The 16,738-nt window shown below is 73.1% G+C and carries 19 protein-coding genes; 10 read left to right on the top strand and 9 right to left on the bottom strand.

Features of this window, described 5'->3' with window-relative positions; translation table 11 throughout:
• The first annotated feature begins 4 nt into the window (after positions 1-4).
• The 3 genes from AB0J67_RS25825 to AB0J67_RS25815 all read left to right on the top strand — a co-directional run bounded on the left by AB0J67_RS25825 (position 5) and on the right by AB0J67_RS25815 (position 2,546).
• Positions 5-631: an FMN-binding negative transcriptional regulator gene (locus AB0J67_RS25825; protein ID WP_363486035.1), complete on the top strand. Its 627-nt coding sequence runs from the start codon at positions 5-7 to the stop codon at positions 629-631.
• A 144-nt stretch (positions 632-775) separates the two neighbouring features.
• The gene (locus AB0J67_RS25820) at positions 776-1,900 is read left to right on the top strand and encodes an LCP family protein (RefSeq protein ID WP_363486034.1); all 1,125 of its coding nucleotides are present in this window, start codon (positions 776-778) and stop codon (positions 1,898-1,900) included.
• A 97-nt stretch (positions 1,901-1,997) separates the two neighbouring features.
• Positions 1,998-2,546: a GNAT family N-acetyltransferase gene (locus AB0J67_RS25815; protein ID WP_363486033.1), complete on the top strand. Its 549-nt coding sequence runs from the start codon at positions 1,998-2,000 to the stop codon at positions 2,544-2,546.
• Here the strand turns inward: AB0J67_RS25815 and AB0J67_RS25810 are convergent.
• The 3 genes from AB0J67_RS25810 to AB0J67_RS25800 are packed head-to-tail and all read right to left on the bottom strand — an operon-like array spanning position 2,543 to position 4,699.
• Positions 2,543-3,334, bottom strand: a complete 792-nt coding sequence (locus AB0J67_RS25810; RefSeq protein WP_363486032.1) for an alpha/beta hydrolase — start codon at positions 3,332-3,334, stop codon at positions 2,543-2,545. The genes AB0J67_RS25815 and AB0J67_RS25810 overlap by 4 nt on opposite strands.
• A gap of 17 nt (positions 3,335-3,351) precedes the next feature.
• Positions 3,352-4,101 (bottom strand): SRPBCC domain-containing protein, encoded by a 750-nt coding sequence (locus AB0J67_RS25805; protein WP_363486030.1) that lies wholly within the window; start codon positions 4,099-4,101, stop codon positions 3,352-3,354.
• Position 4,102: 1 nt separating this feature from the next.
• Positions 4,103-4,699, bottom strand: a complete 597-nt coding sequence (locus AB0J67_RS25800) for a helix-turn-helix domain-containing protein (protein ID WP_363486029.1) — start codon at positions 4,697-4,699, stop codon at positions 4,103-4,105.
• Between the two features lie 276 nt (positions 4,700-4,975).
• Between AB0J67_RS25800 and AB0J67_RS25795 the strand changes: the two genes are divergently transcribed.
• A complete protein-coding gene (locus AB0J67_RS25795) occupies positions 4,976-5,794 on the top strand; it encodes a hypothetical protein (RefSeq protein ID WP_363486028.1) in 819 nt (272 codons plus the stop codon).
• Between the two features lie 53 nt (positions 5,795-5,847).
• Here the strand turns inward: AB0J67_RS25795 and AB0J67_RS25790 are convergent, their stop codons facing one another.
• The 3 genes from AB0J67_RS25790 to pip all read right to left on the bottom strand — a co-directional run bounded on the left by AB0J67_RS25790 (position 5,848) and on the right by pip (position 7,966).
• Positions 5,848-6,309: a GNAT family N-acetyltransferase gene (locus AB0J67_RS25790; protein WP_363486027.1), complete on the bottom strand. Its 462-nt coding sequence runs from the start codon at positions 6,307-6,309 to the stop codon at positions 5,848-5,850.
• Complete coding sequence (locus AB0J67_RS25785; protein ID WP_363486026.1) at positions 6,306-6,893, bottom strand: TetR/AcrR family transcriptional regulator; 588 nt, start codon at positions 6,891-6,893, stop codon at positions 6,306-6,308. The genes AB0J67_RS25790 and AB0J67_RS25785 overlap by 4 nt, the downstream gene beginning before the upstream one ends.
• Before the next feature lie 122 nt (positions 6,894-7,015).
• On the bottom strand, positions 7,016-7,966 hold the full coding sequence (gene pip, locus AB0J67_RS25780; RefSeq protein WP_363486025.1) for a prolyl aminopeptidase: 951 nt from the start codon (positions 7,964-7,966) through the stop codon (positions 7,016-7,018).
• A gap of 47 nt (positions 7,967-8,013) precedes the next feature.
• Here pip and AB0J67_RS25775 point away from each other — a divergent pair, with 47 nt between their 5' ends.
• The 3 genes from AB0J67_RS25775 (at position 8,014) to AB0J67_RS25765 (ending at position 10,619) form a co-directional block, all read left to right on the top strand.
• Complete coding sequence (locus tag AB0J67_RS25775) at positions 8,014-8,508, top strand: MarR family transcriptional regulator (RefSeq protein ID WP_363486024.1); 495 nt, start codon at positions 8,014-8,016, stop codon at positions 8,506-8,508.
• 65 nt (positions 8,509-8,573) lie between these two features.
• On the top strand, positions 8,574-9,926 hold the full coding sequence (locus AB0J67_RS25770) for a hypothetical protein (RefSeq protein ID WP_363486023.1): 1,353 nt from the start codon (positions 8,574-8,576) through the stop codon (positions 9,924-9,926).
• A gap of 48 nt (positions 9,927-9,974) precedes the next feature.
• Complete coding sequence (locus tag AB0J67_RS25765; RefSeq protein WP_363486022.1) at positions 9,975-10,619, top strand: DJ-1/PfpI family protein; 645 nt, start codon at positions 9,975-9,977, stop codon at positions 10,617-10,619.
• 58 nt (positions 10,620-10,677) lie between these two features.
• On the opposite strand, the gene AB0J67_RS25760 is transcribed toward AB0J67_RS25765, so the two are convergent.
• On the bottom strand, positions 10,678-11,565 hold the full coding sequence (locus AB0J67_RS25760; protein ID WP_363486021.1) for a bile acid:sodium symporter family protein: 888 nt from the start codon (positions 11,563-11,565) through the stop codon (positions 10,678-10,680).
• 94 nt (positions 11,566-11,659) lie between these two features.
• Here AB0J67_RS25760 and AB0J67_RS25755 point away from each other — a divergent pair, with 94 nt between their 5' ends.
• The 3 genes from AB0J67_RS25755 to AB0J67_RS25745 all read left to right on the top strand — a co-directional run bounded on the left by AB0J67_RS25755 (position 11,660) and on the right by AB0J67_RS25745 (position 15,015).
• Positions 11,660-12,190, top strand: coding sequence for a hypothetical protein (locus AB0J67_RS25755; protein WP_363486020.1), 531 nt, complete (start codon positions 11,660-11,662; stop codon positions 12,188-12,190).
• 178 nt (positions 12,191-12,368) lie between these two features.
• On the top strand, positions 12,369-13,520 hold the full coding sequence (locus AB0J67_RS25750) for an aminoglycoside phosphotransferase family protein (protein ID WP_363486019.1): 1,152 nt from the start codon (positions 12,369-12,371) through the stop codon (positions 13,518-13,520).
• A gap of 241 nt (positions 13,521-13,761) precedes the next feature.
• Positions 13,762-15,015, top strand: a complete 1,254-nt coding sequence (locus tag AB0J67_RS25745) for an Ig-like domain-containing protein (RefSeq protein WP_363486049.1) — start codon at positions 13,762-13,764, stop codon at positions 15,013-15,015.
• A gap of 178 nt (positions 15,016-15,193) precedes the next feature.
• On the opposite strand, the gene AB0J67_RS25740 is transcribed toward AB0J67_RS25745, so the two are convergent.
• Positions 15,194-15,799: a hypothetical protein gene (locus tag AB0J67_RS25740; protein WP_363486018.1), complete on the bottom strand. Its 606-nt coding sequence runs from the start codon at positions 15,797-15,799 to the stop codon at positions 15,194-15,196.
• A gap of 61 nt (positions 15,800-15,860) precedes the next feature.
• Positions 15,861-16,562, bottom strand: coding sequence for a hypothetical protein (locus AB0J67_RS25735; protein ID WP_363486048.1), 702 nt, complete (start codon positions 16,560-16,562; stop codon positions 15,861-15,863).
• Positions 16,563-16,738: the final 176 nt, after the last annotated feature.

Here is a 16,738-nt window from a genome sequence, read left to right as displayed (position 1 = left end):
TCCGATGTACACACCCGCACACTTCGCCGCCGACGAGCCCGCGGTGCGCGAGCTGCTGACGGCTCACGGCGCCGGGGACCTGGTCACCGCGACCACGGACGGGCTGGTCGCGACCTTGCTGCCGTTCGTGTACGACCCGGACGCGGGCCCGCACGGCGCACTGCTCGGCCACCTGGCCCGCAACAACGACCAGTGGCGCCGCCCGGTGCTGGGCGAGGCGCTGGCGATCGTGCGCGGCCCGGACGCGTACGTCTCCCCCACCTGGTACGCGAGCAAGGCCGAGCACGGCCGGGTGGTGCCGACCTGGAACTACGTCGTGGTGCACGCCTACGGCGAGCTGGTCGTGCACGACGACCCGGCCTGGACCGGCGCTCTCGTGCGGCGGCTCAGCGACAAGCACGAGCAGGGCCGGGCGCACCCGTGGTCGGTCGACGACGCGCCCGCCGCGTACGTCGCGGGCCAGCTGCGCGCGATCGTCGGCGTCGAGCTGCGCATCAGCCGCATCGAGGCCAAGTGGAAGCTCAGCCAGAACCGGCCGGCCGCCGACGTCGACGGGGTGATCGCCGGGCTGCGCGCCGACGGCGACGACATGGCCGCCGCAGCGGTGGGCCGGGCGCGCCCCGCCGCCTGACCGCAGCGACCCGGGGACCGGCCCGGCGGGCGGTTCGGCAGGTCACGGCGGGGTGCCCGGGGAGTCCCCGGCCGCCCTGCCGCGGTGGCCGCGCAGCGGCTACAGTTCGAGGCCCCGACAGCGCCCCCACCCCCGGAGCCCCCCATGACGCGCTCTGTTCGGCTGTTCGTCCTGCTCGGCGTGGTGCTGGCCCTCATCGGCGGCGGTGCGTACGCCGCCGTGCGGGTCGCTCAGTCGCGTGTGGACGAGGCCATCCCCCAGGTCGACCTGTTCGGGCCGAGCGACTCCCCCGAGCCGTCGGCCTCGCCGAGCCCCAGCCCCAGCCCGTCCCCGTCGGCCGGGGCGGACATCACCGGCCCGCTGAACTTCCTCATCGTCGGCATCGACACCCGCGAGTCGAAGAAGGGCTGGCCGCCGCACGGCGACGTGGTGATGATCCTGCACGTCGACAAGTCCCTCAGCAACGCGTACCTCACCTCGCTGCCGCGTGACCTGGTCGTCGACATCCCGGCGTTCAAGCCGTCGCGCTACGGCGGCGGGCGCAGCAAGCTCACCCACGCCATGACCTTCGGCGGGCGGGTGCCGGGCAAGAGCAACACGTGGGACATCGCCAAGGGCTTCCAGCTGACGGCGAACGCCGTCAGCGGCTACACCGGCATCAAGCGCTTCGACGCCGGCGCCGTGATCACCTTCCGGGGCTACACGCGGCTGATCGACGCGCTGGGCGGCGTGGACCTCTACATCGACCAGAAGGTCGTCTCGATCCACCGGCACCCGGACGGCAAGCACCGCCCGGCGTGCGGCGGCTGCGAGCACGGCTACTCCGGGCCGCGCAAGACGTACAACGTGGGCATGGCGCACCTGTCCGGCTGGCAGGCGCTGGACTACGCGCGCCAGCGCTACACCACCGGCGGCGAGTACGCCCGCCAGCGCCACCACCGGCAGCTGATGAAGGCCATGCTCACCAAGGCGATGAGCCTGGACGTGCTCACCGACCCGGCGAAGTTCGACGGCATCCTGTCCGCGCTGGGCGGCACGCTGACCTTCGACGGGCGCGGCCGCAAACCCACCGAGTTCGTGTACGCCCTGCGCAACATCCGCCCCGCGAACCTGACCCTGGTCGGCCTGCCCGGCGGCGGCCTCTTCAGTGGCGGCTCCTACCAGGGCGAACGCCTCGACGCGGTGCAGAAGTCCTACTTCACCGCCCTGCGCGCCGACAAGCTCGCCGCCTGGGCCAAGTCCCACCCCAAACTCATCAACACCCGCTGACCCCGGAAAGGAAGGGCACCTTCTTATCGTTTTCCGTTGTAGAAGGTGCCCTTCCGAACCTCCGCGGAGCGGGCCGGTAGCCTGGCGTCGATCAAGGATGCCGGAGGTCGGGATGATGGCGGAGCAGGCGTTGACGGTGCGCGCGGCGCAGCCGGACGACGTGGGCGCGGTGGTGGCGCTGGTGGAGTCGGCGTACCGGGGGGACAGCAGCCGGGCCGGGTGGACCACCGAGGCCGACCTGCTCGACGGCCAGCGCACCGACCCCGCCGCGGTCGCCGCGCACCTGGCCGGCCCCGACAGCGTGGTGCTGCTGGCCGAGCGCGACGGGCGGCTGCTGGCCTGCTGCCACCTGGAGCGCCACGGCGACCACGCGTACTTCGGCATGTTCGCCGTGCGGCCCGACCTGCAGGGCGGCGGCATCGGCAAGGCGGTCATCGCCGAGGCCGAGCGCTACGCCCGCGACGAGTGGGACGCCCAGCGGATGCACATGACCGTCATCTCCGTGCGCGAGGAGCTCATCGCCTGGTACGAGCGCCGCGGCTACGCCCGCACCGGTGAGGTGAGCCCGTTCCCTTACGGCGACGAGCGGTTCGGCCTGCCCAAGCGGGACGACCTGCAGTTCGAGCTGCTGGTCAGGAAGCTCTAGACGAACCACTGCTTGAGCACCGGCGCGACGGCCTGCGGCTTGAGCAGGTGCGTCTGGCCGGGCAGGGTGCGGTGCTCGGCGTTCGGCAGCACCCCGGCCAGCGCCCTGGCGCCGTTGCGCAGGTATTGCGGGCTCTTACCGCCGTCCATGACCAGCGCGGGCAGCTGCGCCCCCGCCCAGCGCCCGCGCGGCAGCGGCCGGCCGGAGCCGGTGTCGCCGAGCACCCGGAAGTCGTAGGGCAGGGTGTGCGCGACCCGCTTGAGCTTGGGCCAGTTCGGCGTCAGCCGGAACACCCCGACCAGGAAGCCGGGCATGCCGACGGTCTTCATGAACGTGGCGACCGCGTCGCCGCGCCGCCCTTGCGCGATCATCGCGTCCATCTTGTCGAGATAGTCGTCCGGCCGGGGCGCGTACGTGTCGTCGACGACGAACGGCGGCTCGTACACGGCGAGCCTGCGGATGCCGCCCAGCCGTGCGGCGGCCTCGCAGGCCAGCACCGCGCCGGAGGAGATGCCGTACAGGTAGACCTCGCCGCCCGCCTCCTTGATCAGCGCGTCGAGGTCCTCGACCTCGCGCTCGACGGAGTACGGCGCGGTGTCGCCGGACTCGCCGCGGCCGCGCCGGTCGTAGGTGTAGACGGTGTACCGGTCGGACAGCTGCGCGGCCAGCGGCTGCGACGGGCCCATCCGCCGGAAGCACATCGCGCCGTCGACCAGGATCACGGCCGGGCCCTGCCCGGTCCTGCTGTACGCGATGGCGGTGCCGTCGGCGGAGATGACGCTGCTCATGGGGTGCTCCTTCGTAGTCATGCCGTGTCACCGGCGAACGTGGCGTCCAGCCAGGACCGCCAGGCCGCGTCGGGGTCGGTCTGCGTGGGGGTGAACAGGTGGTGCATGGCGACCATCGACCCCTGGAAGCCCCGCACGAAGCGCAACAGCGCGTCCGGGGTCCGCACGCCGAGGGTCTGCGCGCTGACGTGGTAGACCGTGCCGGTCGCGGGCTCGCCGCCGACGGTGAGCCGGACCGGGTCGCCCGGCCGCGGCGTCCCGGTCAGCCCGAGCGCGCCGTGCAGCGCCGCCCAGGCCCGCGGCCAGTCGGCCACCGGCGGGCCGAACACGGTCACCGGCCGCGCCGTGCGGCCCCGGAACCACGTCAGGTACTCCCCCAGGGTGCGGAAGAACAGGCCCAGCCCCAGGCCCATCGCCTCGAACTCGTCGGCCCAGTCGTCGCCGGGCAGGAAACCGCTGGCCACGGTACGCAGCACGGCGCTGCCGCCGGCGCGGCCCTCGACGAGGAACTCGTATGCCACGAACCGGCCGTCGGGGCCGGGCGGCTCGCCGTACGCCAGCCGCCGTCCCGGCTCCCACGCGGTGATCGGCAGCGTCGGGGCGTACCCCCCGAAGACGGTGCTGACCGCACCGCCGGGACCGGGGGTCACCTCGTTGCGGCCCATGAACCAGGAGTCGATGCCCGGCCCGGTCGCGATCGCGTCCCAGATCTGCTCCGGGGTCGCCTCGACCGGCAGCTCCTGCTCGATCTCGAAGTCCCTGCCCACCTCAGCCCTCCTCGCCCGGCCGGGCCACGGTCGGGTGCACGGCGAGGATCACCCGGTGCTCGCGACCCCCCTCGGCCCGCTCGTCGTGGTACTTGCCGACCAGCGCGGTGACCGCCGCCGCCAGCTCCTCGGCGAACGCGGCCCGCTCGGCCGGGCTCGCGAACCGCACCGTGCCGTCCATCGCGAACGTGGCCAGCCGCTTCTTCGCCCGCGCGGCGCCGGTGAGCAGCTCGCCGACGTCGCGGACCAGCCGCGCCGCCAGGGCCAGCAGCCAGCGCGCCGACAGCCGGTCGGGCGCGCGGTCCGGGTCGGGCTGCACGGCGGACAGGGCGATCGGGGAGATCACGTACGACGCGGCGGTGGCCTGCAGGACGCGCTCGGTGACGTTGCCCTTGCGCCGCTCCTCGACCAGCTCGACCAGGCCATGCCGCTCCAGCTCACGCAGGTGGTAGTTGACCTTCTGCCGGGGCTGGCCGATCTTCGCGGCCAGGCTGGTGGCCGAGCCCGGCTCCACCAGGGCGGCCAGCAGCCGGGCCCGGATCGGGTCCAGGGACGCCTCGGCCGCGGCCGGATCGTCGATCACCGCTACATCGAACATGCCCCCACCCTGCCACCGACAAATTTTTTTGTCGAGGCGGCAGCTGGTCGATGCCGGGCGGCCCCGGCCCGCGTTTTTGATAGACGTTGGCCTATCTGGATGAAAATTCCTTGATCGAAGTCATCCAGATAGGCCAACGTCTATTGCGACGGGGGGCTCCCCGACGACCCGACGAAACGGGCAGACGTGACGTCCACTACGCGCCCCGGGTCAGAAATCCCACAGGAGATCAGCACCGTGTAGCTGCTCCCACCACACAGCGTTAGCGTCGAGCTCATGACGACGAACCCGATCGCCGATATCAGCGTGCCTGAACTGGCCCGGCAGATCGCGCTGCTGGAGCGTCAGGAGGCCGAACGCGGCGCGCCCGGCCTGTGCACCCTCACCCTGGAGCTGCGCCACCTCTACCGGCGTGCCCTGCTCGCCCGCGACCGGGCCGCCCTGACCCTGGTGCGCCACGAGCGCTGGACCGAGGCCGACATCGCCGAGGTCATCTGCGGCCACCGCGCCTGCGCGAGCTGCGCCGCGGTCATCCTCGACTGGACCGGCCTGACCCCCGACGGCGGCACCGAACACGACCTGACCGAACGCCACCTGGTCGCCACCCAGCTACGCGAGCTGCTGTCCCTGGCGTACGACCGGGCCCTGCGCCTGCTGCCCGCGGTGCGCATCGGCGCCGACCTGCCCGCCGATCCCGAGCAGCGGCTGGCGCAGACCGCACACTGGCTGCGCTTCGTCGACGGCTACCGGGCCGCGAACCACGCCTCGCGCATCCTGTTCGCGGCGATCCTGGTGCACCACCACGGCCGGCCGCTGACCGACGTCGCCGAACTGGGCGCGGTCACCCCCGACGAGGTCGCCGCCGCGCTGGCCGCGGCCGAGGCGAGCCCGCCGTCCGATGCCGACAGCGGCCTGCTGGCACAGCTCGCGCAGCTCGACCGGGTGCTGGGGGCCAACACCGAGCGGCTGCTGGCGGTGCGCGAGCGTGCCCTGTCCGACAGCCTCGCCGGTGGCGTCCCGGAGCGGGTCGTCGCGGCCCACATCGGCCTGCCCGAGCAGGAGCGCTCCGCCGCCCACCACCTCTGCCCCGCCTGACGGGACGGGCGCCTCGTCGTCGGAGGTCCGACGACGAGGCGCCCTGACCGGCGTCAGAGCCGCTTGGCGTAGCAGACGCTCAGGTCCCACCGGTCGTACGGCGGGTAGTTGGGGATGCGGGTGAAGCCGGCGCGCTCGTACACCGCGATCGCGTCCGGCTGGCGCACGCCCGTCTCGAGCTTGAACACGCTCGCGCCGGTGTGCGCGGCGAGCCTCTCCGCCTCCGGCATGAGGCGGCGGGCGACGCCGCGGCCGCGCCAGGCCGGGTCGACGTACATCCGCTTCAGCTCGGCCTCGCCGCCGTCGAGCGGCTGCACCGCGCAGCACGCGATCGCCGCGCCGCCGGCGAGCACCAGCAGGAACCGGGCCGCCCGCTTGACCACCGGGTGCTCGAAGTCGATCTCCTCCGGGTAGCGGGCGTCCAGCTCCGCGCGCAGCGCCCCGACCAGCGGGACCAGGCGCGGGTCCGCCGGCGCCACTTCGACGATCTCCATGGTGGTGCTCTCCGTGCTCATCCGTGCGCTCCCAGCAGCAGGTCGAGATGGTTGTCGACGGCCCGGACCAGCAGGTCGGGCGGGTAGAGGTCGGGCGTGGCCACCCCGCACAGCGCCAGCCCCTCCAGCAGGGCGACCAGCCCGCGGGCCCGCAGTTCCAGATCAGCAGGGGGTACGCCGTACGCGTCGCGCAGCAGGCCGGTCAGCCGCCGGATCCACGACTCGTGCCGGACCGCGTGCTCGGCGAGCATCGCCGGATCGGTGCGCGCCGCCATCAGGAACGTCGCCCAGATCGTGGAGTTGAGCCGCCGCTCCTCGTCGAGCGGCACCCCCTCCAGCGCGACCGCCCGCAGCCGCGCGCGCGGGTCGCCGGGGTCGGGCAGCGCGTCGATCCGCGCCGCCATGCGCCGGTGCATGACGGCCCGGGCGTGCAGCAGCAGCGCGCTCTTGTCCCGGAAGTAGTGCGCGACCCGGCCCGTGGTGCAGCCGGCCGCGTCGGCGACCGCTCGCAGGGTGAGCCCGTCGAGCCCGTGCTCGCCGACCACCCGCCACACCGCCGCGGAGAGCTGCTCGCGCCGCTCGTCGTGGTCCACCACCCTCGGCACGCCCTCGCCCCTTTTCCATCACACGCGTTACGTAACAGCCGTTACGCTAACAGCGCGCCAAGCGCACTGTCCAGCGGGACTGGTCCGCCCCGTGCCTGGCGGTGGGGACCGGGCGGGTGGGGTCAGGGGTGGGGGGCGAAGCGGTCGAGGGCGGCGAGGACGATGTCGCCGATGCCGTTGGCGGAGCCGTGGCCGGCCTGCTCGACGAGGGTCAGTTCGGCGTCGGGCCAGGCCTGGGCCAGGTGCCAGGCGGTGTCGCACGGGCTGCTCACGTCGAGCCGGCCGTGCACCAGCACCCCGGGGATCCCGGCCAGCCTGCCCGCGTTGGCCAGCAGCTCGCCCTCCTCCAGGAAGCAGCCGTTGCCCCAGTAGTGGGTGACCAGCCGGGCGAAGACCATCCGGAACTCCGGGTCGTCGTAGCGCGGGTCGGGCCGGTGACCGGGTGCGGTGCCGACGTGCACGTCCTCCCACGCGCACCAGTCACGGGCGGCCTGCTCCCGCACGGCCGGATCGGGGTCGGCCAGCAGCCGGGCGTACGCCGCCGCGAGGTCGCCGTCCCGCTCGGCCTCGGGCACGCCGTCCCGGAAGCGGGCCCACTCCTGCGGGAAGATCCGCCCCATGTCGCGCGTGATCCACTCGACCTCGGCGCGCCTGCCCCCGGTGACGCTGAACAGCACCAGCTCGGAGACCGAGGACGGGTGGCGCTGCGCGTACGCCAGGGCCAGGGTGCAGCCCCAGGAGGCGCCGAGCACCAGCCAGCGCTCGACGCCGAGGTGCTCGCGCAGCCGCTCGATGTCGGCGACCAGGTGGTGGGTCGTGTTCACGGACAGGTCGGTGGCCGGGTCGCCGGCGCTGGGCGTGCTGCGGCCGCAGCCGCGCTGGTCGAACAGCACCACCCGGTACGCCGCCGGGTCGAAGTAGCGCCGCCAGCCCGCCCCGGCCCCGGAGCCCGGACCGCCGTGCAGCACGACGGCGGGCTTGCCGTCGGGGTTGCCGGAGACCTCCCAGTGCACGAGGTTGCCGTCGCCGACGTCGAGCAGGCCGGTGTCGTAGGGCTCGCGCAGCGGGTGCACAGGACCACCTCCAGGGGGAAATATGACAGCGCTGTTACATTTCTAGCATGTATCCCCTGCCCGAACGCGAAGCGGTCGGCACGCTGCTGCGCCACGTGCTCGAACTGCTCGACGGCGACGTCGCGAAGGTGTACGCCGAACTCGGCCTCGACGACTACCGGCCGCGCTTCTCCCCCGTGGTCAGAGCACTGCTCGCCGAAGGTCCGCTGCCCATCCGCGACCTGGCCCGCCGGGTCGGGGTCACCCACTCCGCGGCCAGCCAGACCGTCGCGCAGCTCAACCGTGCCGGACTGGTCGCCCTCACCACCGGCGCCGACGCCCGCCAGCGCCTGGTCGCCCTCACCGACAAGGCACGCGAACTGCTGCCGGTCGTCTCAGCCGAATGGGCCGCGACCTCCGCGGCCATGCGCGAACTCGACGCCGAACTGACCATGCCGCTGGCCGACCTGCTCACCGAGCTCACCGAAGCGCTGCACCGCCGACCGTTCCGGCAGCGGATAGCTGACGCCGGGCTGACAGTTCCGGAAACGACCGACGGCTAGCATTCCGGGGGACGACGCGCCCCATTCCGGGGGATGACGCACCCGCGTGAAGGCGAGCACCCCTGATGCGACTCCTCACCGCCGTCCTGCTCATCACACCGGCGCTGATACCGGCGGCGGCCGCCGGGGCCGCGCAGGACCCCGCCCCGATCCGCGGCCCGCTCGTGCAGGCCGCCCCGACGACCAAGCGGCTCGCCGTCGTGATGATCCAGAACGGAAGCACCGAGGAGAAGCAGGCCCAGCTCGCCGACACCGCGTACGCGCGCAACCTGTTCCTCGGCACGGCGGACTCGCTGGCCTCGTGGACCGACGCGGTCACCCGCGGGCTGCTGCGGTTCACCGCCGCGGGCGAGGGCGTCTACCTCGCGCCGCCCAACGCCGCGCTGGCGGCGGGCGCGGGCGACACCACCAAGTGCTACAGCGAGCAGGCCCGCGTCACCGCGCAGGACCACCTGGCCGGGCTGGGCGTGGCCTGGGACTCCCTCGCCGTCGTGTTCGACACCGGCGCCTGCGACTGGGGCGGCCTGGGCCAGGTGCCCGGGCGGGTGACCTGGTTCCCGCCGCGTCCGTCGCTGGCCGCGGTGGTGCACGAGGTCGGCCACAACCACGGCTACCCGCACGAGACCAGACGCGACTGCCCCGGCAACGTCGTCTCCTCCTGCAAGGCCGCCGGCTACAGCGGCAACTCGCCGATGGGCTCCGGCGGCGCGGGCCGCGGCTACTCCTCCCCCGAGCTGCTGCACAGCGGTTGGCTGCAGGCGGCCTGGCACCGCGACGTCACCGCGCCCGGCGCCTGGACCCTGCAGCCGCTGTACGCGCCCGCCTCGCTCAGCGGGCCGCGGGTGCTCGAGATCAGGGCGTCGGCCACCCTGCGCTACCTGGTCGAGCTGCGCGCCCGCGGCGCCGTGGACACCGCCGTCGACAAGCCGGGGGTACGCGTCTACGCCGTCGCCGTGAGCGGCGGCACCCCTGACTACCGCAACGCGTACATGATCAACCCGACGCGGTCGGGCGACCCGCGGCACGTCCCCGCGGGCACCGTGCTCACCGACGCCGCCAACAAGCTGGTGATCAGGGTCCGCGCGGCCACGGCCGCCAGCGCCCGGGTCGAGGTGTCCGCCACCGGCGCCAAGCCGTCACCCAGCCCCTCGGCCTCCCTCAGCCCGTCGCCGAGCGCCACCCCGAGCGCACCGCCGTCCGCTTCACCCACCGGCACTGTCGGCGCGACGCCGACCGGCACGCCCGCCGCCGTCGCCGCCCCGGCCGCAACCCCCGAGGTCTCCCTGCTCAGCACCACGCAGCAGGTCAGCGGAGTGCTCATCGGCGGGGCCGCGGTCGCACTGGTGGCCGTGGGCGGGTTCGCGCTGCTGGGCGTACGCAACTCCGGCCGCCGACGGCCCCGCCGCCAGCCGCGCTGAACCGCCGTTCCCGCCCTGCCCCGCGGCGGCGCGGGCGATAGTGGACCCATGACGACCGTGGCGATCCTGCTCTACCCGGGGTTCACCGCGCTCGACGCGGTCGGGCCCTACGACGTGCTCGCCCGGCTGCCCGACACGCACGTGACGTTCATCGGCAAGCGCCCCGGCCCCGTCGTCGCCGACACCGGCATGCTGACCGTGTACGCCGAGGCCGCCCTGTCCGACCTGCCCGAACCGAACGTCCTCGTCATCCCCGGCGGGCTGACCGGCTCGTTCGCCGCCGCCGCCGACCCGGTGTACCTCGACTGGACCCGCACCGCGCACGCCACCTCGACCTGGACCACCTCGGTCTGCACCGGCGCGCTCGTGCTCGGCGCGGCCGGGCTGCTGCACGGGCAGACCGCGACCACGCACTGGGCCGCCAAGGACTACCTGGCGCACCACGGCGCGACGTACGTGCCCGAGCGGGTCGTCGAGCACGACCGCGTGATCACCTCGGCGGGCGTCTCCGCCGGCATCGACATGGCCCTGCGCCTGGCCGCGCACCTGGCCGGCCCCGAGCTCGCCGCCGCCGTCCAGCTCGGCCTCGAATACGACCCCCAGCCCCCGTTCCACGAAGGCTCCCTGCGCACCGCCTCGGCCGCCACGGTCCGCCTCGCCGTCGACCTCATGCGCTCCGAAACCCTCCCCTGAACGAAAGGAAGGGCACCTTCTTAACGCTATGCGTTGTAGAAGGTGCCCTTCCTAACGTTCACACGGCCGGCTCCGGCTCGGGCTCGGCCTTGGCGGGGCGGGCGGGGCGGACCAGGTAGCCGAAGGCCGCCGCGGTGAAGAACATGATGATGCTGTACACCGCCGCCGGCACCGCCAGCTGCGTGTTGGCCAGCAGCGTCGTCGCGATGAAGATGGCCAGCGTGCCGTTGTGGATGCCGATCTCCATCGCCGCCGCGACCGAGTCGGCCCGGTCGATGCGCGCCAGCCGGGGCAGGTAGTACCCGACGGCCAGGCTCACCACGTTGAAGACCAGCGCGACCAGCCCGGCGCTGGCGAAGTAGTCGGCCACGTTCTCCCGCTCCGAGGCCAGCGTGCCGGCGATGACCGCCACCAGCACCACCACCGACAGGATGCGCACCGGCTTGTGCATCCGCTCGGCGAAGTCGACGGAGCGGTGGCGTACGAACATGCCGATCGCGACCGGGATCAGCACGATCGCGAAGACCTGCAGCGTCTTGCTGAACTGCAGTCCGATCTGGTCGGTGCCCGACATGAAGTACGCCAGCGACAGGTTCACCACCACCGGCAGCGTGAAGATGGCCAGCACCGAGTTCACCGCGGTCAGCGTCACGTTCAGCGCGACGTTGCCGCCGAACAGGTGGCTGTACAGGTTCGCGGTGGTGCCGCCGGGCGACGCGGCCAGCAGCATCATGCCCACGGCCAGCTCGGGCGGCAGGTCGAAGGCCAGCACCAGACCGAAGCACACCGCGGGCAGCACCAGCACCTGGCACAGCAGCGCCACCAGCACGGCCTTCGGGAAGACGAGGATCCGCTTGAAGTCGGCGACGGTGAGGCCGAGGCCGAGGCCGAGCATCACGATGCCGAGGGCGACGGGCAGGAACACCTGGGTCAGCACTGAATCCATAGCCGAGGATTCTTCATGGCGTGTGACCGGCGACACATCAGCCGGACAGCCGACCTGGCAGACTCCCGGACGATCGCCATATGGGGGGCCTGGGATGAATTACGTACGCGACGCCGCCGTGACCGCATTGTTCTTCGGCTTCTTCGCCTCCGGCTGGTTCGGCTGGGCGCAGGAACGACCGCCCGTGACCTGGAAGAAATGGCTCGGCATCGGCTCCGGCGTCAGCCTCACCGTGGCCGCCGTCGGCGGCTTCCTCGCCTGGCGGCACTGGTCGGACGGCTCGGCGCTCAGCGAGCCGGGCGCGATGCGCCGCTACGGCATCATCGTCGGCATCGAGTTCGCCGCCGCGGGCATCGGCGCCGCCGTGCTCGCCCTGCGCGGCCGCAAGGAGCTGATCCCGGTCTGGGTCTGCCTGGTGGTCGGCGTCCACTTCGTCCCGCTGGCCGGCCCGCTGCAGAGCCCGCTGCTCTACCCGCTGGCCGCCGCGATGGTGCTGATCGCCTGGCGCGCGGTGCCGTACGCCCGCAGCCGCGACCTCGCCCCCAGCGCCGTCACCGGCGTCGGCGCTGGCGCCAGCCTGCTCGCGAGCGCCCTGGCCGCCCTGGCCTTCACCCTCACCCTCTGACCCGCCCTCACCCACCGACCCGCCCCACCCCGGCGCCCTCACTCCTGCCGCAACTCTTGAAGAGTCGCGCCTTCCCCATGCCCTGGTCACCGCAACTCGTTAAGAGTTGCGCCAGGGCCGGTCGGGGCCGGGGTAAAGGCAGCGACGGGGTGGGGGCGGCGGGGGTATGGTCCGGCGCGTGGGACGTGTCGTGACGCTGGTGCTGGTGGATCCGGCTGGGACGGTGCTCGGTGAGCTGCCGCCGTACGAGGTGGAGCTGCCCTGGTGGCAGGAGGTCGCCGACGTGGTCGCCGGGGCGCGCGAGCGGCACGGCGTCGAGGTGACCGTGCTGCGGCTGCTCGGCGCGGACTCCCCTGCCCCGCCCGGCGGCCGGGTCAGCTACCTCGCCGAGGTCGCGGGCGATCCCGGGCCGGTGCGACCGACGGCGATCGACCTGGCACCGCACCCGCACCGGGCGCCCTGGGCCGAACCCGGCGGGCCGCGCGCTTCGCTGAGCTGGGCCGAGACCGAGCTCGCGGCGCGCGGGCGGAAGGTCACGGCCGCCGTGCAGCAGCGGTCCTGGAACCTGTCCGCGATCTGGCGGCTGGAGACCGAAGGCGCCCCGGTGTGGCTCAAGCAGGTCCCCGCGTTCTTCGCGCACGAGGCGGCCGTGCTGCGCTGGCTGGGCGAGCACGCGCCCGGCACCGCCCCCGTGCCGATCGCCGCCGCGGCGGGCCGGGTGCTGCTCGACGACCTGCCCGGCACCGACCGGTACGGCGCCGAGCCCGCCGAGCGCGCGCACATGCTGGCGCGGCTGCACACCGCCCAGCTCGCCGCCCTCGGTCGCGCCGACGAGCTGCTCGCGCTGGGCGTGCCGGACCGCCGCGCGCCGCGGCTGGCCGCGCTGATCCGCGAGGTGGTCGCCGCTGACGGCGGCCCCGAGCACGCCGCGCTGCTGGACGGCCTGGACGGTCGCCTGGCCGCGGTCGAGGACTGCGGCGTGCCGTACACGCTGGTGCACGGCGACTTCCACCCCGGCAACGTCCGCGGGGCCGGGGACCACCACGCGATCATCGACTGGGGCGACGCGGTGCTCGGGCACCCGGCGATCGACCTGCTGCGTATGTGCGAGCAGGTGCCCGATCCGGCGCCGCTGCACCGGGCCTGGTGCGAGCGGTGGCGGGCGGCGGTGCCGGGCTGCCGGCCGGAGCGGGCGGTGGAGCTGATCGGACCGCTGCTCGCCCTGCGCAACGCGGCGGTGTACGCCGGTTTCCTGGCGGCCATCGAGCCGTCGGAGTGGCCGTACCACGCCGAGGACGTCCCGCACTGGCTGGCGCAGGCGCTCCGCTGACTCGGCCGAACCGGCTCCCGGCCGGTGCAGACGATGCCATGCTCCGGAGTAGGCACGGCATCACCTCCTCCAGAGCTTCCTAGGAACCTGGCCGGGGCGCCGACCGGTTGGCGCCGAAGGAACCGAACAGGGCTCACGGAACGTCCTGGCGATACGGCAGGATGTTCGCGACGTACGGACCTGGGGAACGGGGTAAGCGGCGATGGGCCTGAGTAGTGCAGCGCGCCGAGGCGCGGCGGCGATGGTGCTGGCGGTGCTCGTACCGCTGGGATTGACGGGTTGCTCGTCGGAGGGGGAGACACCGGCGTTCGTCAGCTCGACGCCGTCGGCGGCCGCGGCGCCCGCGGCCAGCGCGCAGCCGCTGACGCTGGCCGTCACGCCCGCCGAGGCGGCCAAGAACCAGCCGGTCAGCACCGAGATCGGCACCAAGGTGACCGGCGGGACGGTGCAGTCGGTGACGCTGACCGACGCCGCGGGCGCGAAGGTCGCGGGCGCCATGCGCGCCGACGGCTCGTCGTGGGTGCCGAGCAAGCCGCTGAAGTACGGCAAGGGGTACAAGGCGACGGTCGTGGTGGCGAGCCCGGACGGGCAGACCACCGAGAAGTCGACCTCGTTCACCACCATGAGCAAGCCGAGCAAGAAGACCGGCGCGGGCCTCTACATGTTCGAAGACCGCGAGTACGGCGTGGCGATGCCCGTGGTCATCGAGTTCACCAGCCCGGTGCCCGCCTCGGCGCGGGCCGGGGTGGAGCGGCGGCTGTTCGTCACCACCGACCCGCCGCAGCCGGGCGTGTGGAGCTGGTCCAGCTCGCTGCAGGTGATGTACCGCGGGCCGGAGTTCTGGCAGACCGGCACGAAGATCACGGTGCGGGCCGCGCTGGAGGGCGTGCCGATGGGCAACGGCCGCTACGGCGACGCCGACCGCAAGGGCGTCGGCAACATCTCGAAGGACAAGATCGAGATGAAGGTCGACAACGCGACCAAGCAGATGAAGGTCTACAAGAACGACAACCTGGTCAAGACGATCCCGGTGAGCCTCGGCAAGAAGACCACGCCGTCCTCCTCGGGCACGCTGGTCGTCATGGACAAGCTGCGCAAGACGGTCTTCGACACCACCGACGACCCGGGCAACGTGGACCGCTACCGCGTCGACATCGAGTACGCCCAGCGCCTGACCTGGGGCGGTGAGTACATCCACGCGGCACCGTGGTCGGTGCAGCACCAGGGCAAGCGCAACGTGTCGCACGGCTGCGTGAACGTGTCCTCGGCCAACGCGGCGTACCTGTTCAACCTGACCCGCATCGGCGACCCGATCACCATCAAGGGCACCGAGCGCGTGGTCCGGCCCGCCAACGGCTGGACCGCGTGGAGCGTCACCTGGGAGCAGTTCCTCAAGGGCAGCGCCCTGCCGGTGCCGCCGGAGCTCGCCGGCGCGGGCGCGACGCCCGACCCGTCGGCCTCCGCCACACCGCAGCCGTCGGTCAGCCCGTCCTGACCCTCCCCGACTGAGGCTCCCCTCCGCCGCCGTGACGGCCGAGGGGAGCCTCAGTCGTACGCGGGGTGTCGGCGCGGCGCGCCCAAGATCGCGACGATCTTGCTTGGAGTGTTGAAACGTGGCGCGTCGCGCTCATGATCGCGACGATCTTGCGCGAAGTGTTGGGGATTCGTCCGGTTCACCCGTGTCGTACCCACAGTTCACGCAAGATCGACGAGGCGAGGGTGGGAGCGGTGGCGAGGGTGGGGGTGGCTTTGAGGGCGGCGCTGAAGCGCTGGGCTTCGGCGGTGGTGGGGAGGTGGCCGATGAGCAGGAGTGGTAGCAGCAGGCGGCGGGCCAGGAGTTCGGGGGCCGAGGTCATGTGTGGCTTGCGTACCACGGAGACGTTCACGCGGATGGCGTGCTCGTTGCCGGGGGGCGTGCCGGGGCGGTCGGTCTCGATCGCGGCGTAGCGGTTGCCGTGGGCGAGTTCGCAGGGGGCGCAGCTCAGGGGCCCGGAGCCCAGCGGCGAGCCGCAAGCGGCGCAGGTGAGGCGGTTCAGGGCGGCGTCGTAGGCGCGCCAGTCGTGGCGGTGCGGCTCGTCGGCGACCATCAGGGCGATCTCGTGCTCCTCGGCGGGGCTCAGCTCGCCGAAGGCAGCCGTGACGTGGTCGCGCCAGCCCTCCTCGAGCAGCGCGTCGACCAGGGCCGCGCAGTGCGGGCAGGCGGGTGCGCCGCCGTACTCCCAGGACGGGCATGCGGGGCACGGGCGCAGCGGGTCGCCCACCCCGGGTCGTACCGCCATCGTCTGCTCCCCTCGATCGCCGCCCAGGGTGCCGGAACTCGCCGGGGCTCGCGACCGGGTTTCAGCGGGCGGTCTCCGGCGACGAGGTGAGGCGCCAGTACTGCCGGTTCTTCTCGACGCGGACCATCACGCCGAGCCGGTGTAGTTCGGACAGCAGCAGCGCGGCCTCGTCGGCGTCGTGCTTCTTCAGCGCCTTGGCGCGTGCCGCCAGCAGCGCGTTCGCGCCGTCGGGCAGGCCGGCCAGGTCGGGCACCCACAGCCGGAAGCGGTCGGCGTACGGGTCGCCGTGCTCGCGCCACGGGTAGCCGTGCGCGGTGAACGCCGCGCGCAGGTCGGCCGGACGCAGGTCGGACACCTCGCGGGCGTGCTCGCGGCCGTCGGGCCCCTGCACCACCAGCGCCTTGCCGTCGGTGAACACGGCGGCCGCGTCGGCGCGGGCGACCGTGCGCGTCGGCGCGTCGACCCGGGCCAGCACGACCGCGTCGTGGCGTACGGTCACGGTGAGCCGCTCGCCGATCGCGGTCAGCACCAGCAGCACCCCCGCGACCAGCCCGACCGCGAGCGCCCCGATGGTGGCCCACGGCTCGGGGATCTTCGCGATCAGCTTGAACGGCCCCTGGAACGGCGCCCACTCCAGCCCGGCCACCCAGCCCGCGGCCGCCTTGATCCCCCAGCCCACGGCCATGCCCGCCACCGGGAAGCCGACGCCGATCAGCGCCCGCTCCCAGCCCGGCACCGCCACCACCGTCGCGCCGTCCCGCATCACCACATCGACCTCCCCGGCTCACCGCATCGCAGCCGAGCCTGACACACCTCACCCGTCGCGCGAAGCCGACCAAAGTCGACGATCTTGCGCGAACTGTTAGGGATATGACCGGTTTGGGCGTGTCGTACCCACAGTTCGCGCAAGCCTAGAACTTTTTGATCTAGCTATTTGGG

Origin of the sequence: Catellatospora sp. NPDC049609 (genome assembly GCF_040675365.1) — a bacterium.
Lineage (GTDB): Bacteria > Actinomycetota > Actinomycetes > Mycobacteriales > Micromonosporaceae > Catellatospora.
This window is presented reverse-complemented; position numbering and strand designations above follow the sequence as displayed.

Coding starts and splice junctions, on each gene's coding strand:
- AB0J67_RS25735 (WP_363486048.1), bottom strand. CDS start 16,562: ATGCGGGACGGCGCGACGGTGGTGGCGGTGCCGGGCTGGGAGCGGGCG.
- AB0J67_RS25775 (WP_363486024.1), top strand. CDS start 8,014: ATGTATCCCCTGCCCGAACGCGAAGCGGTCGGCACGCTGCTGCGCCAC.
- AB0J67_RS25770 (WP_363486023.1), top strand. CDS start 8,574: ATGCGACTCCTCACCGCCGTCCTGCTCATCACACCGGCGCTGATACCG.
- AB0J67_RS25800 (WP_363486029.1), bottom strand. CDS start 4,699: ATGTTCGATGTAGCGGTGATCGACGATCCGGCCGCGGCCGAGGCGTCC.
- AB0J67_RS25820 (WP_363486034.1), top strand. CDS start 776: ATGACGCGCTCTGTTCGGCTGTTCGTCCTGCTCGGCGTGGTGCTGGCC.
- AB0J67_RS25745 (WP_363486049.1), top strand. CDS start 13,762: ATGGTGCTGGCGGTGCTCGTACCGCTGGGATTGACGGGTTGCTCGTCG.
- AB0J67_RS25765 (WP_363486022.1), top strand. CDS start 9,975: ATGACGACCGTGGCGATCCTGCTCTACCCGGGGTTCACCGCGCTCGAC.
- AB0J67_RS25755 (WP_363486020.1), top strand. CDS start 11,660: ATGAATTACGTACGCGACGCCGCCGTGACCGCATTGTTCTTCGGCTTC.
- AB0J67_RS25810 (WP_363486032.1), bottom strand. CDS start 3,334: ATGAGCAGCGTCATCTCCGCCGACGGCACCGCCATCGCGTACAGCAGG.
- AB0J67_RS25760 (WP_363486021.1), bottom strand. CDS start 11,565: ATGGATTCAGTGCTGACCCAGGTGTTCCTGCCCGTCGCCCTCGGCATC.
- AB0J67_RS25795 (WP_363486028.1), top strand. CDS start 4,976: ATGACGACGAACCCGATCGCCGATATCAGCGTGCCTGAACTGGCCCGG.
- AB0J67_RS25815 (WP_363486033.1), top strand. CDS start 1,998: ATGCCGGAGGTCGGGATGATGGCGGAGCAGGCGTTGACGGTGCGCGCG.
- AB0J67_RS25825 (WP_363486035.1), top strand. CDS start 5: ATGTACACACCCGCACACTTCGCCGCCGACGAGCCCGCGGTGCGCGAG.
- AB0J67_RS25790 (WP_363486027.1), bottom strand. CDS start 6,309: ATGAGCACGGAGAGCACCACCATGGAGATCGTCGAAGTGGCGCCGGCG.
- AB0J67_RS25740 (WP_363486018.1), bottom strand. CDS start 15,799: ATGGCGGTACGACCCGGGGTGGGCGACCCGCTGCGCCCGTGCCCCGCA.